A 13483-nucleotide genomic window follows, 5' to 3' on the forward strand; every position below is an offset into this window, starting at 1 on the left:
CGACCCCCATGACAAAAAAAACCAAGGCATCCACCCAAACATTGAACGCTCAGGCCAACGACGGCTTTAGCTACAGCCGCAACTATTTCGAGGGATTGGTTGATTCTGCCCTGAAACACGCCAAAAAGATTGGTGCCACCGATGCCGGTGCAGAAGCATCTGAAGGATGTGGCTTAAGCGTCAGTGTGCGCAAGGGCGAGCTGGAGACCGTTGAACGCAATCGCGACAAGTCTTTGGGCGTCACGGTGTATGTGGGGCACCGCCGCGGCAATGCCAGTACCTCCGACTTTTCGGAGGCGGCCATTCAGCAAACAGTGCAAGCAGCATTTGATATTGCACGATTTACAGCCGAAGACCCTACAGCCGGTTTGCCTGATGAAGAAGACATTGCCAAGGTGCAACCAGAGCTGGATTTGTTTCACCCTTGGGCCATCAACAGCGAAGAAGCAGCCAAGCTGGCATTGGCCTGCGAAGAAGCTGCCTTGAAAACCAGTCGCCGAATTACCAACAGCGAAGGTGCAGGCGTCTCGGCCCAGCAAAGTCATTTTTTCAGTGCGCACACCCATGGTTTTAGAGGTGGCTATGCCAGTTCAAGACACAGCATGTCTGTGGCGCCCATTGCTGCATTGCCTGGCAAAAATGCCGAGATGCAGCGTGATGCTTGGTTCACCTCCATGCGTGCGGCCGATCAAATGGCTTCGCCAGAAGCGGTGGGCCGCTATGCCGCAGAACGCGCACTCAGCCGCCTGGGCAGTCGAAAAATTCCAACGATTGAATGCCCAGTCTTGTTTGAGTCGCCAGTGGCAGCAGGCCTTTTGGGTGGTTTTGTTCAGGCTGTCAGCGGTGGTTCCTTGTATCGCAAAACCAGCTTCTTGGTGGACTCGATGGGCAAGCAAGTGTTTCCCAAGCACATTGATATTTTGGAAGACCCCCATGTGTTGCGCGGCAAAGGCAGCTCACCTTTTGACGATGAAGGTGTGCGCGGCATGAAGCGCAAAGTGGTGTCTGGCGGACGCGTCGAAGGCTACTTCTTGAGTACCTATTCTGCTCGCAAGCTGGGCATGAAGACCACAGGCAATGCAGGTGGTTCGCACAACTTGGTGATGTCATCCAAGCTCACACGCTCGGGCGACGATTTGAAGGCCATGCTCCAAAAACTGGGTACAGGTTTGTTTGTCATTGAGTTGATGGGGCAGGGCGTGAATTACGTCACGGGCGACTACTCTCGCGGTGCTTCAGGTTTTTGGGTCGAGAACGGTGAGATTGCATTCCCTGTGCACGAAATCACCATCGCTGGCAATTTGAAAACCATGTTCAAAGGCATAGAGGCCATTGGCGCAGACACCTACAACTATGGCGCTAAAACTTTGGGGTCCGTGCTGATTAACCGAATGAAGGTTGCGGGCAGCTGATATTTAATTGGGGTCAGATCAACATTAATTTCCATTCAAAGGGGCTAAAGGCTAAGGGGGGCTGACAATAATTGGGGTCAGATCAACATTAATTTACTTAGCGCATAGATCGCTGTGAATCACAAAAAATTAATGTTGATCTGACCCCATTTACCAGAAATCGTTCAGCCCCCTCTGCCTTTAGCCCCTTTGAATGACCAAATTAATGTTGATCTGACCCCAATTAAATTCTTAGCCGGCGAGGGCGGCTTTGACGGCTGCCGAGACTTGGCCCATGTCGGCTTTGCCGGCGAGTTGGGTTTTGACGGCGCCCATCACTTTGCCCATGTCGCCAGGGCCTTTGGCGCCCAATGAGGCCACAATGGCTTGAACGGCTGCAGTCACTTCTTCCGAAGACATGCGGACTGGCAAGTAGGTTTGCAAAACCAGCATTTCAGCTTTTTCAATATCGACCAAATCTTGGCGGGCGGCCAATTCAAACGCGGCAATAGAGTCTTTGCGTTGCTTGACCAGTTTGTCGACGATGGCTACCACGGCCGCATCGTCCAGAACCACTCGCTCATCGACTTCCTTTTGTTTCATTGCCGACAACAACAAACGGATGGTGCCTAGGCGCGCTGAGTCCTTGGCGCGCATGGCATTTTTCATGTCTTCTGTGATTTGGTCTTTGAGGCTCATGGTGTTTCCAGAAAGTGAGATCGAAAAAAAAAACCCGCTTGAGCGTCCTCCAGCGGGCTTTTGCTTGGCCCCTGAGGGCTTCGCAGATTCAAAGATTCAGCCGAAACTTTGAATGAAGCGAACTGACTGCCGAAGCAGATCAGTACATCTTCTTGGGCAACTGCATGCTGCGCACGCGCTTGTAGTGGCGCTTGACGGCAGCAGCTTTTTTGCGCTTGCGCTCTGTGGTGGGTTTTTCATAAAACTCACGGGCACGCAAGTCGGTCAGCAGACCGAGTTTTTCAATGGTGCGCTTGAAGCGGCGAAGTGCTACGTCAAACGGCTCGTTTTCTTTCACGCGAATGGTGGTCATGGATATCAAAGTTTCCAAATTATGCCGACTGACATTGAGAGGGAAGATCGAGCCCTTACAAACAGTTTCGGCGGGTTCCCCGTCACGAACTAGTATTTGGCAGACGGAGGATTGCCAGCAAAGCCTGAGATTATAGCCCTAAGTTTTGGGCTGTTTGGGGCCATTTAGGAGGCAATTTCCTGTTTTTGTTTCAGGGCTTGTGCGCAGGCAAAGGCGCTGGCCCAAGCCCATTGGAAGTTATAGCCGCCTAGCCACCCGGTCACATCTACCACTTCCCCAATGAAATAGAGCCCTGCTTGCTTGGATTCCATGGTTTGCGACGACAAATCTCGAGTGTCGACCCCGCCCATGGTGACTTCAGCCTTTTTGTAGCCCTCGCTACCGTTTGGGGTGAGAGGCCAGTGGCTAAGTTTTTGGGCCAATTGCACCAAAGCTTTGTCGCTGGCTTCGGCCACAGGGCGCTGCCATTGGGGGTCTTGGGCCACCCAAGCATCTGCCAGTCGGTGCGGGACCCAGGCACCCAACTCGTTGGCAATGAGTTTTTTCGACCTGACTTTGGCTTGCATCAGCGAGCCTTCGATGTCCTCTTGCGGCGCGAGGTTCAAATGAAGGGGTTGACCTTCGCGCCAATAGCTGGAAATTTGCAAAACAGCCGGGCCAGAAAGGCCGCGGTGTGTGAACAAGAGATCCTCGTCAAAACTCATGCGGGCCTTTTTGGCCCCAGTCTCGATGCTCACGGGCAATGACAGCCCTGCCAAACTGGCATACGGCGCCCACTCTGCGCCATCAAAGGTTAGCGGCACCAAGCCAGGGCGCCTTGCCACCAAGCGCAAGCCGAACTGTTCAGCAATTCGATAGCCAAAATCGCTTGCGCCAATTTGGGGAATCGACAAGCCGCCAGTGGCAATGACCACAGAACCAGCTTGCACTTCACCTTGGGCGGTTTGCACTTTGAAGCCAGCACCTTCGGTGGCAATGGCCTGAACTGCACATCCGTGCAGGCGTTTGACACCGCCTTTGTCACATTCTTGAAGCAACATTTGGATTATGTCTTCAGCCGACCGATCGCAAAACAATTGCCCCTTGTGTTTTTCGTGAAAAGGGATGTTGTAGGACCGCATCAAATCGATGAAGTCTTGTGCCGTGTATCGAGACAAAGCACTTCTGCAAAAGTGGGGGTTCTCACTTAAAAAATGCTTGTGGGGGGCGCTCGCATCAATTAAGCGGTTGGTGAAATTGCAACGACCACCGCCTGAAATGCGAATTTTCTCAGCCACTTTGACGCTGTGATCGATCAGCATCACAGACAGTCCAAGCTGCCCAGCCAAGCCTGCACAAAAAAGGCCGGCAGCACCGGCGCCCACGATCACCACATCACATGTTTGCATGCAGTGGGAGTGTAGGGGCAGTTGGGTCGTTTTGATCGATTTGAATAATTTGAGCGCAGGCTTTTACCACATCGCCCACCACCAAAATGCTGGGGCTTTGAAGGCCTGATTTTTGCAGGGTGAGGGTGAGTTGGTCTAATTGCGTCAAAGCCTGACGCTGATACGGCATTGAAGCATTTTCAATGATGGCTACAGGTGTGTTGCCGGGTAGACCTGTGAGCAATTCGTTTTGAATGGTCTCAGCACCGCGCACGCCCATGTAAATGACCAATGTGAGTTTGGCATCGCGCGCAGTCGCTGCCAATTGACGCCAGTCAGTGCCCTGATCGCCGCACTTGGCATGGCCGGTGACAAACACCACACCATGGGCATGCTCTCTGTGCGTCAGGGGCGCGCCCAAACTGGTCAAGGCCGCCAGCCCCGATGTAATGCCATTGATCACGCACACCTCAATGCCAGCCTCGCGCAAGTGTTGTGTTTCTTCGCCACCACGGCCGAAAATGAAGGGGTCGCCACCTTTGAGACGCACCACGTTTTCTCCGTCGTGCACCGCATGGACCATGAGTTGATGGATGAAGGCCTGCGGCGTGCTTTTGCAACCCCCGCGTTTGCCAACATGAACAATGCGAGCAGCAGGGGATGCGTGTTGCAAAATTTGTTCGTTGACCAAATCATCGACCAGCAAAACCGTGGCGGCCTGAATGGCTTTCACGGCTTTGAGCGTCAGTAACTCAGGGTCGCCTGGTCCTGCGCCCACCAAGGTACATTTGCTCACACCAGAGGGTCGAATAATGTATGAATCGTTTTGGCTCATGTTGATTTCAAGGCCTGCAAAATATGTTGAACTTGAAGCGCAATGGGCTCGGGTACGGCACGTTTTTGGTTCAAAACATCTTCAATGAAAGCGGCTGTGTCTGCTGCGTTGGGTTCGGGTAAATCTGGAATACTCGCCAGCGCACCGGGCTGCGCCAACTGTACGGTGTGCATTGCACCGTTTTGAAAAAAATCCATTTGGGGTGTGCGTCGTGCGTCTGCCACGGGCTCCCCTTCGGTGCCTCTGAGTAAAAAGGCGCTGGCCTGCGTCAATTTGAAAGTCTGTGCCATGGAGACAGCATATTCAGGGTGGGTATGGCTGCTTACAATGAGAGCAGGCCCCCTGCAAGGATTCATGAGCTTGACCAAGCTGTGAGCGGGATTGCGCAAATTGACCACGCGCCGAACATCAAGCAACTTTTTCAAGGCGGGGCATAAAATTTCTGTGGGCACCAAATTCAAACCGCTGTTCGCTTGCTCCACGTGCGAAAGGCGCTTGTACCCAAGCACTTCGAGCACTTCAAACGAGGTGGTTCGACGGCTTTCAGTGGGTGTGCCATGCAAGCAGACTCGCACACCTTGCTGGCTTAACAGCAAAGCAAGCAGAGGTGCCAGCGCAGGTAATTTTCTGGCGCCGTTGTAGCAAGGAATGACGACGGTGGCTTGCTCATCAAAAGCGGGAAGAGCAGTTAAGCGCAAATGAACGGCATCCAAAAAGCCAGCCATTTCATCTGGCGTTTCGCCTTTGATGCGCATGGCCAAACAAAACGCCCCCACTTCAAGGTCGGTCACTTGGGCGTCCAGCACTTGGCCTAACAAATCGGCAGCTTGCTCACGCGTGAGTGAACGTGCGCCTTCCTTGCCGCGTCCAATTTCTTTGAGGTAGTGACCGATGCCCATAGCCTTATTGTCGCAAAGCTTAGATAACTTGGCGCTATATAGCGAATGAAGTCATCGCATAAACTCTGCCCTTATGATTTTTCTTGGAATTGAATCCTCGTGCGATGAAACAGGGGTGGCTTTGGTTGAAACCCAAAACCATGGTTATCCGCGTTTGTTGTCGCACGCTTTGTTCAGTCAAATTGACATGCACCAAGCCTATGGCGGTGTGGTGCCAGAGTTGGCCAGCAGGGACCACATCAAGCGCGTGATTCCCCTTACACGCAAGGTTCTCAAAAGTGCCAATGTGAATTTAGACCAAGTCGATGTGGTGGCCTATACACGGGGGCCAGGTTTGGCAGGCGCTTTGCTGGTGGGGGCGGGTGTTGCTTGCGCCATCGGAGCGTCACTCCAAAAGCCAGTGCTCGGCATACACCATTTGGAGGGCCATTTGCTCTCACCTTTTTTGAGCGATGACCCACCCGAGTTTCCTTTTGTGGCCTTGTTGGTATCTGGTGGACACACTCAACTGATGCGTGTAGAAGCGGTTGGATCTTATGAAATTTTGGGCGAAACCATTGACGATGCAGCCGGTGAAGCGTTTGACAAATCAGCCAAGCTCATGGGCTTGGGCTATCCTGGAGGACCTACTTTGTCAAAGTGGGCGCATTTGGGTAACCCTCAAGCTTTCAAGTTGCCCAGGCCCTTGCTTCACAGTGGCAACTTTGATTTTTCCTTTGCTGGTTTGAAAACAGCGGTGCTTACGCAAGCCCAAAAGCTAGGGCCTGATTTACACAATCCATCCACAACGCACAAAGCCGACCTCTGCGCTTCAACCGAGGCGGCCATTGTGGAAGTTTTGCTCAAAAAATCGATGGCAGCTTTGAAAGCTACCGGCATGCGCCGACTGGTGGTTGCTGGCGGTGTGGGCGCAAACCGTTCTTTGCGCAATCAGCTCAATGAGTCTTGTAGCAAAGCGGGTGTTCGGGTTCATTACCCCGAACTTCATTTGTGCACAGACAATGGCGCCATGATTGCCATGGCAGCAGCCATGCGGGTTCAGGCTGGCAAGCAACAAGCCGAACTGAGCTATGGCTTTGATGTGAAACCGCGATGGCCTCTTGGCAGCATTGAGTCTGTTGCACTCTGACTTTTTTGGAATTCTCTTGTGACTTTTTTATATCGACATTGTTTTCGTTTGGCTCTGAGTTGCCTATTGTTTTTTTGCTTCTCAGTGAATGCGCAATCAGCTTCTAGTCCCTCACAGTTGCCCCCCATTCAATTGGCTCTCATAGAGGGAATGAGTGGGCCTTTTGCCAATACGGGCGAAGCTGTTTTGCGAAATTTAATTTGGGCCGTAGAGCGAGTCAATGCGCGTGGTGGTGTCAGCACCCAAGAGGGCAAACGCAGGTTGGTGTTAATCAGATACGACAGCAAAGGGCAAAGTGAAGAAGCCCTGACCTCTTTGCGCTCTGCCATCGATGCGGGTGCTCAATTTGTTTTCCAAGGTAACTCCTCGGCCAATGCTGCAGCATTGATTGATGCTATTCAAAAACACAACGAGCGGGAGCCGACACGGCGTGTGCTTTTTTTGAACTACGCTGCGGTAGACCCTTCGCTTACACAAGACAAGTGCAACTTTTGGCACTTTCGGTTTGATGCACATGCCGACATGCGCATGGTCGCGCTCATGCAGGTGTTGAAACAAGATTCAAAATTGAAGTCGGTGTATTTGATTGGACAAGATTACAGCTTTGGACAATCTGTTTTGCGAGAAGCTAAGCTGCAACTTGAAAAGTTAAGGCCCGATATACAAATTGCGGGAGAGGAATTGCACCCTCTAGGTCGAGTGAGAGATTTCTTGCCTTATGCCACCAAAATCAAGGCATCAGGCGCCCAAGCGGTGATCACCGGCAACTGGGGAAATGATTTGAGCTTGTTGGTGAAGGCGGCCAAAGATGTTGGCTATGAAGGGAAGTTTTACACCTTCTATGGCAACGCTTTGGGTGCGCCTGCCGCCATGGGTGAGGCCGGCGTTGGTCGGGTTCTGGCAGTGGCAGAGTGGATGCCCAATGTGCCTGGCGCAGAGAGTGTGAAGTTCTACCAGTCCTTCAAGCAACGGTTTCCAAAACCGGCTGAAGATTATTTGCATTTGCGAATGCAACTCATGATGGAAGCCTTGGCTCAATCAATTGAGAAGGCGGGATCTTCTGAGCCTTTGGCAGTGGCTTTGCAGTTGGAAAATGCTGAGGCCAGCATGGCTGGTCAACGCGGCAAGATGCGATCGACGGACCATCAATTTCAGCAACCCATGGTGGTAGCCATGATGGCCAAACAGGGCGGATCAGATGTGCCTTTTGATGTGGAGGGGTCCGGTTATGGCTTCAAAGTTGTTCGGCAATTCAAGGCTCAAGAGTTAGAGCTGCCGTCTGTGTGCAAAATGAATCGACCCAATTGATGGCTGTCAGTGCACCATGAAAAACGCCCAGAACTTGCTGGGCGTTTTTGCAAGTTGCAATTGATTTAAGCGGGTCTGGCCAAGCCCAATTTCTCAATGATGGCTTTTTCCTTTTGGAAATTATCGCGCGCAAACTTGGTGTACTCCTCGGTGCCCATGTAAATCACCGATTGGTCAAACTTTTCAAAGCTGGCCAATACGAGGGGGTCTTCTAAAGTTTTCTTGAATGCATCATGAAGTTTGCGGGTGACTGCTGGGTCCATGCCTTTAGGCCCGCCAATGCCAAATGGTGAATCTGAAACTGTGTCATAGCCCAACTCATTGAGAGTTGGTACGTTGGACCAACGCTTGGTTCGCTTGCTGCCGTAGGTGGCCAGCAGTCTGCAGGTGCCAGCATCAACGTGGGGGGCCCAGCCTGTTGCATCACTGTGCGACATCACGTGACCACCCAAAAGTGCGTTCATGCCATCGGCATTGCCTTTGAAGGGAATGTGTTGCAACTGAATGCCCGCTTTCATGGCAAATTCTTCGACAGCAAGGTGCGGTGTTGTGCCGTTGCCTGTAGAGCCATATGTGAATTTGCCTGGGTTGGCTTTGGCAAAGTCGACCAAATCTTTGATCGATTTGATGGGCGAGTCTGAACGCACGACAATGCCAAACGTATAACCCGTCAAGCATGCAATGTAGGTAAAGTCTTGCATGGGATTGAATTGCATTTTTTGCATGTGGGGTAAGCGCAAAACACCAATAGTCAATTGAGACAGGGTGTAACCATCCGGCTTGGCATTGACCAACTCGTTGGGGCCCAGCATGCCACTGGCGCCTGCTTTGTTTTCAATGACCACAGGGTTGCCCAAAATTCGGGTAGCACTTTCTGCCAAGGCGCGCATCACGCCATCAGTGGAGCCACCTGCTGGCCAAGGGCAAATCAGCTTGATGGGCCTTGATGGAAAGTTGCTTTGTGCCATGGCAGGCATGGCAATAGTGACTGCACCTGCCAAGCCTGCTTGTAGAACATCGCGTCGATTTAAATCATGCGTCATTGGTTTTCCTAAATGTGTTTGATTAATCGATCAATTACTCGGCCTTAGCGCCAGACTCTTTCACCACTTTGGCCCACTTCACAATTTCAGTTGCTTGGTATTTGGCCAGTTCATCGGGGGATGAAAGAACAGCTTCTAGTCCTAATGTTTTCATACGCTCTGCCACATCAGGCAATTTGAAAACACGCAACACTTCTGCATTCAATCTGTCAATGACAGGCTTGGGCGTGTTGGCGGGGGCAAACATGGCAAACCAAGTGATGGCTTCAAAGCCGGGCAAGGACTCAGCCACGGTGGGCACATCGGGCGCAGCGGCAGAGCGCTTGGCCGTTGTTTGCGCAATTGCCCGAATCTTGCCTTCTTTGGCTAAAGGCAAGGCAGAGGGCATGTTGTCAAACACCAATTGAACACTGCCGCCTAACAAGTCAGGCACGTAAAACTGACGACCTTTATAAGGTACGTGCGTCATGCTGGTGCCGGTCATTGACTTGAACAATTCACCTGACATGTGAACCGAGGTGCCAATGCCTGGTGAGGCATAGGAGAGTTTGTTCGGATTGGCCTTCATGTAAGCAATGAGCTCATTCACGGTTTTCACAGGCACGTCGTTGTTGACCACCAGCAAATTAGGGGCTGATGCAATCAGGGAAATTGGTGTGAAGTTTTTCACCATGTCATAGGGCATTTTTTCGTAGAGTGCGCCATTGATGGAGTGCGTGCCGACAGTGCCCATCACAATGGTATGACCATCGCCAGGTGCTTTGGCCACAATGTCGCTGCCAATGTTGCCACCCGCGCCTGGTTTGTTGTCAATCACAACGGGCTGACCCAATTGGGCTTTTTCACTGAACAAGCGGGCCAGAATGTCGGGTGCACCGCCAGTAGGGAAGGTCACCACCAAACGGATGGGCTTGTTGGGATAAGCCTGCGCCATGGCAGAGTTGCTTGCAATCAGTCCCAAGCCAAGGCCGCCCATCAAACCAATGGCGCTCAACATGCGTAAACCAAAGCGTCGGCTGGCAGGGGTTGGGTGTTTCGTAAACTTCAAAATAGTCTCCTCTGTGTTGCTGTTACGGGAGACTTTAGAGGGGTGACTTGGGAATGGGGAGGGTGAAAACCCCTGAATCTGGTGATTACTGGCACCAAAGTGTCAGCCTTCATCCAAAGATGCGCTCCAACGGCTGTTCCAACCCACTTCCTTGGCCTTTTCCAGTTCTCGCCGATTCCGTTTGGTGGGTCGACCTTGCTCAATGCTCAAAGCCGGTTCTCTCGCCAGACGCCTTTGCAGGCTGGTTTTTTCACGCAAAGCAATGCTTTCTGGTGTTTCTTCATACAAAGCCTGGGCCACAGGGGCGGGGCCGCGTTGGTCGCTCAGGGCTAGAATTTTGAGAGTGCGGTTGATGTCGCCTTGTCGGGTGCTGACCATGTCGCCAACTTTGACCTCACGGGAGGCCTTGGCCGATTGACCGTTGATGGCCACCCGGCCCTTGCCAATTTCGTCAGTGGCCAATGACCGAGTTTTGTAAAAACGTGCGGCCCAGAGCCATTTGTCTATTCTGATTTTGTCCATATGACGCCATTCTGGGCCGAAATTTGAGGTATTTTGACTGTTTTTATACACAGTAGCTCTTGTATTGTCACGAATGAGTGGTTTGTGCTTTGCCTATGGTTATAATTCCAAGGCTTTGCCAAGCAAGACTCTTTTAGGGAAATTGCATGGTCAAGATCGCACGCAGCAGTTGATTCCAAACCGCTTGCGCAAGTTATAAAACCTCGTCAGACGTCTTGGGTGTCTCTTTGCTCAAGTTCATGACGAAAACAAGGAAGAAAAAATGATTGCATCTTCAATCAAGGCTGAGGTCGTCAAGGCCAACGCTCGCGCTGCCAACGACACTGGCAGCCCCGAAGTCCAAGTGGCTTTGCTCACAGCTCGCATCAACGAGTTGACACCCCACTTTAAAACACACGCCAAAGACCATCATGGTCGTCGTGGTTTGCTGCGCATGGTGAGCCGTCGTCGTAAATTGTTGGACTATTTGAAGTCCAAAGACGCTGACCGCTATGTTGCTCTGATCGCCAAACTTGGCCTGCGCAAATAAGCGTATCGAAAGATGACAGGCGCCTGAGTTAGCCCGCTAGCTCAGGCGCTTTCTACTTTAAGTTTTCTAAAAAGACGTTTTCAGACCGAACCCGCGCTGTGTCATTCCATCAATCATCTGTATTTTTAGGCAGATCATTCATGGAATGGCATCGAGTTCAGACTGCAAATTTCTAGGCTTTTCAGTGCAGCCGTTTGCACTGTAATTTTCTGGAGTTACTCAACATGTCCATTTTTAACAAAGTGACAAAAACCTTCCAATGGGGCCAACACAAGGTCATCATGGAAACTGGCGAAATTGCTCGCCAAGCTTCTGGCGCTGTGCTGGTCAACATTGAAGACACCGTGGTTTTGGCCACAGTGGTGGCTTCCAAAAATTCCAAAGCGGGCCAAGACTTTTTCCCATTGACCGTCGACTACATTGAAAAAACATACGCAGCAGGCAAGATCCCTGGCAGCTTTTTCAAGCGTGAAGCCAAGCCCAGCGAGTTTGAAACACTCACCAGCCGCTTGATCGACCGTCCCATTCGCCCTCTTTTCCCAGAAGGTTTCTACAACGACGTGCACGTGGTGGTGCACACCGTTTCTTTGAACCCTGAAGTCGACGCCGACATCGCTGCACTCATTGCTGTGAGCGCTGCGTTGTCTATTTCTGGCGTGCCTTTCAATGGCCCTATTGGCGCTGCACGCGTGGGTTACATCAACGGCGAATACGTGTTGAACCCTGGTCAAACACAACGCAAAGACAGCCAGATGGACCTCGTGGTTGCAGGCACTGAATCTGCTGTGTTGATGGTGGAATCTGAAGCCCAACAATTGTCAGAAGAAATCATGTTGGGTGCGGTGGTGTTTGGTCATGAGCAAGGCAATATTGCTGTCAATGCCATTCACGAATTGGTGCGCGATGCTGGCAAACCCGCTTGGGATTGGTCTGCGCCTGCCAAAGACGAAGGCCTGATTGCCAAAGTCAAAGCACACGCTGAAGAAAAACTGCGCGCTGCTTACCAAATTCGCAACAAACAAAGCCGCACACAAGCTTGCCGTGAAACCTACGCTGCCACCATGGAAGGCCTCAAGGCTGAAGGCGTTGAATTCGACAGCGTCAAAGTGGAAGGCATGTTGTTTGACATCGAAGCCAACATCGTTCGCAGCCAAATCTTGGCAGGCGAGCCCCGCATCGACGGACGCGATACACGCACCGTTCGTCCTATCGAAATTCGCAACTCAGTTTTGCCACGCACACACGGCTCGACCTTGTTTACTCGCGGCGAAACACAAGCTTTGGTCATTACTACTTTGGGCACTGAGCGTGATGCACAACGCATTGATGCCTTGTCTGGTGAATACGAAGACCGCTTCATGCTGCACTACAACATGCCTCCCTTTGCCACCGGCGAAGTGGGCCGCATGGGTTCTACCAAGCGTCGCGAAATTGGTCACGGCCGTTTGGCCAAGCGCGCTTTGACCGCTGTGTTGCCAAGCAAAGAAGAGTTTCCGTACACCATGCGTGTGGTGTCTGAAATTACAGAGTCCAATGGTTCTTCTTCCATGGCCTCAGTTTGCGGCGGCTGTTTGTCCTTGATGGATGCTGGCGTGCCCATGAAAGCACACGTGGCCGGTATTGCCATGGGCCTCATCAAAGATGCCAACCGCTTTGCTGTGTTAACCGACATCTTGGGCGACGAAGATCATTTGGGTGACATGGACTTTAAAGTGGCCGGTACCACCAACGGCGTCACTGCTTTGCAGATGGACATCAAAATCCAAGGCATTACCAAAGAGATCATGCAAGTGGCCTTGGCACAAGCCAAAGAAGCACGCATGCACATTTTGGGCAAGATGCAAGACGCCATGAGCGAAGCCAAAACCGAAGTGTCTAACTTCGCTCCCAAGCTCTTCACCATGAAGATCAACCCCGAGAAAATTCGCGATGTGATCGGCAAGGGCGGCGCCACTATTCGTGCGTTGACAGAAGAAACTGGCACGCAAATCAACATCAGCGAAGATGGCACGATCACCATCGCAGCCACTGACGGTGCCAAGGCCGACGAAGCCAAGCGCCGTATTGAGCAAATTACCGCTGAAGTTGAAATTGGCAAAGTCTACGAAGGCCCTGTGACCAAATTGCTCGACTTCGGTGCTTTGATCAACTTGTTGCCTGGCAAAGATGGCTTGTTGCACATCAGCCAAATTGCCCACGAGCGCGTTGAGAAGGTGTCTGATTATTTGCAAGAAGGTCAGATCGTCAAAGTCAAAGTGCTTGAAACAGACGAAAAAGGCCGTGTCAAATTGTCGATGAAAGCCTTGCTGGATCGTCCTGCTGCACCCTCGCAGTCAGAGTAATTGACGTCTTAGCTTTAAG

13 protein-coding genes are annotated in these 13483 nt (G+C 51.8%); 5 read left to right on the forward strand and 8 right to left on the reverse strand.

Annotation, left to right across the window (positions count from 1 at the left end; translation table 11 throughout):
- The first annotated feature begins 8 nt into the window (after positions 1–8).
- A complete protein-coding gene (gene pmbA / locus B9Z32_RS06160) occupies positions 9–1412 on the forward strand; it encodes a metalloprotease PmbA (protein ID WP_108420397.1) in 1404 nt (467 codons plus the stop codon).
- Between the two features lie 231 nt (positions 1413–1643).
- On the opposite strand, the gene B9Z32_RS06165 is transcribed toward pmbA, so the two are convergent.
- The 5 genes from B9Z32_RS06165 to ybiB form a co-directional block, all read right to left on the reverse strand.
- Complete coding sequence (locus tag B9Z32_RS06165) at positions 1644–2090, reverse strand: GatB/YqeY domain-containing protein (RefSeq protein WP_108420398.1); 447 nt, start codon at positions 2088–2090, stop codon at positions 1644–1646.
- 139 nt (positions 2091–2229) lie between these two features.
- A complete protein-coding gene (gene rpsU, locus B9Z32_RS06170) occupies positions 2230–2442 on the reverse strand; it encodes a 30S ribosomal protein S21 (RefSeq protein WP_108287360.1) in 213 nt (70 codons plus the stop codon).
- Between the two features lie 164 nt (positions 2443–2606).
- A complete protein-coding gene (locus tag B9Z32_RS06175; protein ID WP_108420399.1) occupies positions 2607–3830 on the reverse strand; it encodes an NAD(P)/FAD-dependent oxidoreductase in 1224 nt (407 codons plus the stop codon).
- Complete coding sequence (gene cobA / locus B9Z32_RS06180) at positions 3817–4644, reverse strand: uroporphyrinogen-III C-methyltransferase (RefSeq protein WP_108420400.1); 828 nt, start codon at positions 4642–4644, stop codon at positions 3817–3819. Before cobA ends, B9Z32_RS06175 begins: the two co-directional genes overlap by 14 nt.
- Positions 4641–5543 (reverse strand): DNA-binding protein YbiB, encoded by a 903-nt coding sequence (ybiB, locus tag B9Z32_RS06185; RefSeq protein ID WP_108420401.1) that lies wholly within the window; start codon positions 5541–5543, stop codon positions 4641–4643. Before ybiB ends, cobA begins: the two co-directional genes overlap by 4 nt.
- Before the next feature lie 73 nt (positions 5544–5616).
- Between ybiB and tsaD the strand changes: the two genes are divergently transcribed.
- Both tsaD and B9Z32_RS06195 read left to right on the forward strand, forming a co-directional pair.
- Positions 5617–6672 (forward strand): tRNA (adenosine(37)-N6)-threonylcarbamoyltransferase complex transferase subunit TsaD, encoded by a 1056-nt coding sequence (gene tsaD, locus B9Z32_RS06190; RefSeq protein WP_108420402.1) that lies wholly within the window; start codon positions 5617–5619, stop codon positions 6670–6672.
- Positions 6673–6738: 66 nt separating this feature from the next.
- A complete protein-coding gene (locus B9Z32_RS06195) occupies positions 6739–7980 on the forward strand; it encodes a branched-chain amino acid ABC transporter substrate-binding protein (RefSeq protein ID WP_233248105.1) in 1242 nt (413 codons plus the stop codon).
- A gap of 65 nt (positions 7981–8045) precedes the next feature.
- On the opposite strand, the gene B9Z32_RS06200 is transcribed toward B9Z32_RS06195, so the two are convergent.
- From B9Z32_RS06200 to B9Z32_RS06210, 3 genes are all read right to left on the reverse strand, one after another.
- Positions 8046–9023, reverse strand: a complete 978-nt coding sequence (locus tag B9Z32_RS06200; RefSeq protein WP_108420404.1) for a tripartite tricarboxylate transporter substrate binding protein — start codon at positions 9021–9023, stop codon at positions 8046–8048.
- 34 nt (positions 9024–9057) lie between these two features.
- Positions 9058–10020 (reverse strand): tripartite tricarboxylate transporter substrate binding protein, encoded by a 963-nt coding sequence (locus B9Z32_RS06205; RefSeq protein ID WP_108420405.1) that lies wholly within the window; start codon positions 10018–10020, stop codon positions 9058–9060.
- 153 nt (positions 10021–10173) lie between these two features.
- Entirely contained in the window at positions 10174–10593 is a 420-nt protein-coding gene (locus B9Z32_RS06210) for an RNA-binding S4 domain-containing protein (RefSeq protein ID WP_108420406.1), read from the reverse strand.
- Between the two features lie 262 nt (positions 10594–10855).
- Here B9Z32_RS06210 and rpsO point away from each other — a divergent pair, with 262 nt between their 5' ends.
- Together rpsO and pnp are read left to right on the forward strand one after the other, a co-directional pair.
- The gene (gene rpsO / locus B9Z32_RS06215; RefSeq protein WP_055360330.1) at positions 10856–11122 is read left to right on the forward strand and encodes a 30S ribosomal protein S15; all 267 of its coding nucleotides are present in this window, start codon (positions 10856–10858) and stop codon (positions 11120–11122) included.
- Between the two features lie 224 nt (positions 11123–11346).
- Complete coding sequence (gene pnp / locus B9Z32_RS06220; RefSeq protein ID WP_108420407.1) at positions 11347–13464, forward strand: polyribonucleotide nucleotidyltransferase; 2118 nt, start codon at positions 11347–11349, stop codon at positions 13462–13464.
- The last annotated feature ends 19 nt before the right edge of the window (positions 13465–13483 follow it).

This window comes from Limnohabitans sp. MMS-10A-178, from assembly GCF_003063375.1.
Taxonomy (GTDB): Bacteria; Pseudomonadota; Gammaproteobacteria; order Burkholderiales; family Burkholderiaceae_C; genus Limnohabitans_A.

Coding starts and splice junctions, on each gene's coding strand:
- pmbA (WP_108420397.1), top strand. CDS start 9: ATGACAAAAAAAACCAAGGCATCCACCCAAACATTGAACGCTCAGGCC.
- rpsO (WP_055360330.1), top strand. CDS start 10,856: ATGATTGCATCTTCAATCAAGGCTGAGGTCGTCAAGGCCAACGCTCGC.
- pnp (WP_108420407.1), top strand. CDS start 11,347: ATGTCCATTTTTAACAAAGTGACAAAAACCTTCCAATGGGGCCAACAC.
- rpsU (WP_108287360.1), bottom strand. CDS start 2,442: ATGACCACCATTCGCGTGAAAGAAAACGAGCCGTTTGACGTAGCACTT.
- B9Z32_RS06205 (WP_108420405.1), bottom strand. CDS start 10,020: ATGTTGAGCGCCATTGGTTTGATGGGCGGCCTTGGCTTGGGACTGATT.
- tsaD (WP_108420402.1), top strand. CDS start 5,617: ATGATTTTTCTTGGAATTGAATCCTCGTGCGATGAAACAGGGGTGGCT.
- B9Z32_RS06200 (WP_108420404.1), bottom strand. CDS start 9,023: ATGACGCATGATTTAAATCGACGCGATGTTCTACAAGCAGGCTTGGCA.
- B9Z32_RS06210 (WP_108420406.1), bottom strand. CDS start 10,593: ATGGACAAAATCAGAATAGACAAATGGCTCTGGGCCGCACGTTTTTAC.
- ybiB (WP_108420401.1), bottom strand. CDS start 5,543: ATGGGCATCGGTCACTACCTCAAAGAAATTGGACGCGGCAAGGAAGGC.
- B9Z32_RS06165 (WP_108420398.1), bottom strand. CDS start 2,090: ATGAGCCTCAAAGACCAAATCACAGAAGACATGAAAAATGCCATGCGC.
- cobA (WP_108420400.1), bottom strand. CDS start 4,644: ATGAGCCAAAACGATTCATACATTATTCGACCCTCTGGTGTGAGCAAA.
- B9Z32_RS06175 (WP_108420399.1), bottom strand. CDS start 3,830: ATGCAAACATGTGATGTGGTGATCGTGGGCGCCGGTGCTGCCGGCCTT.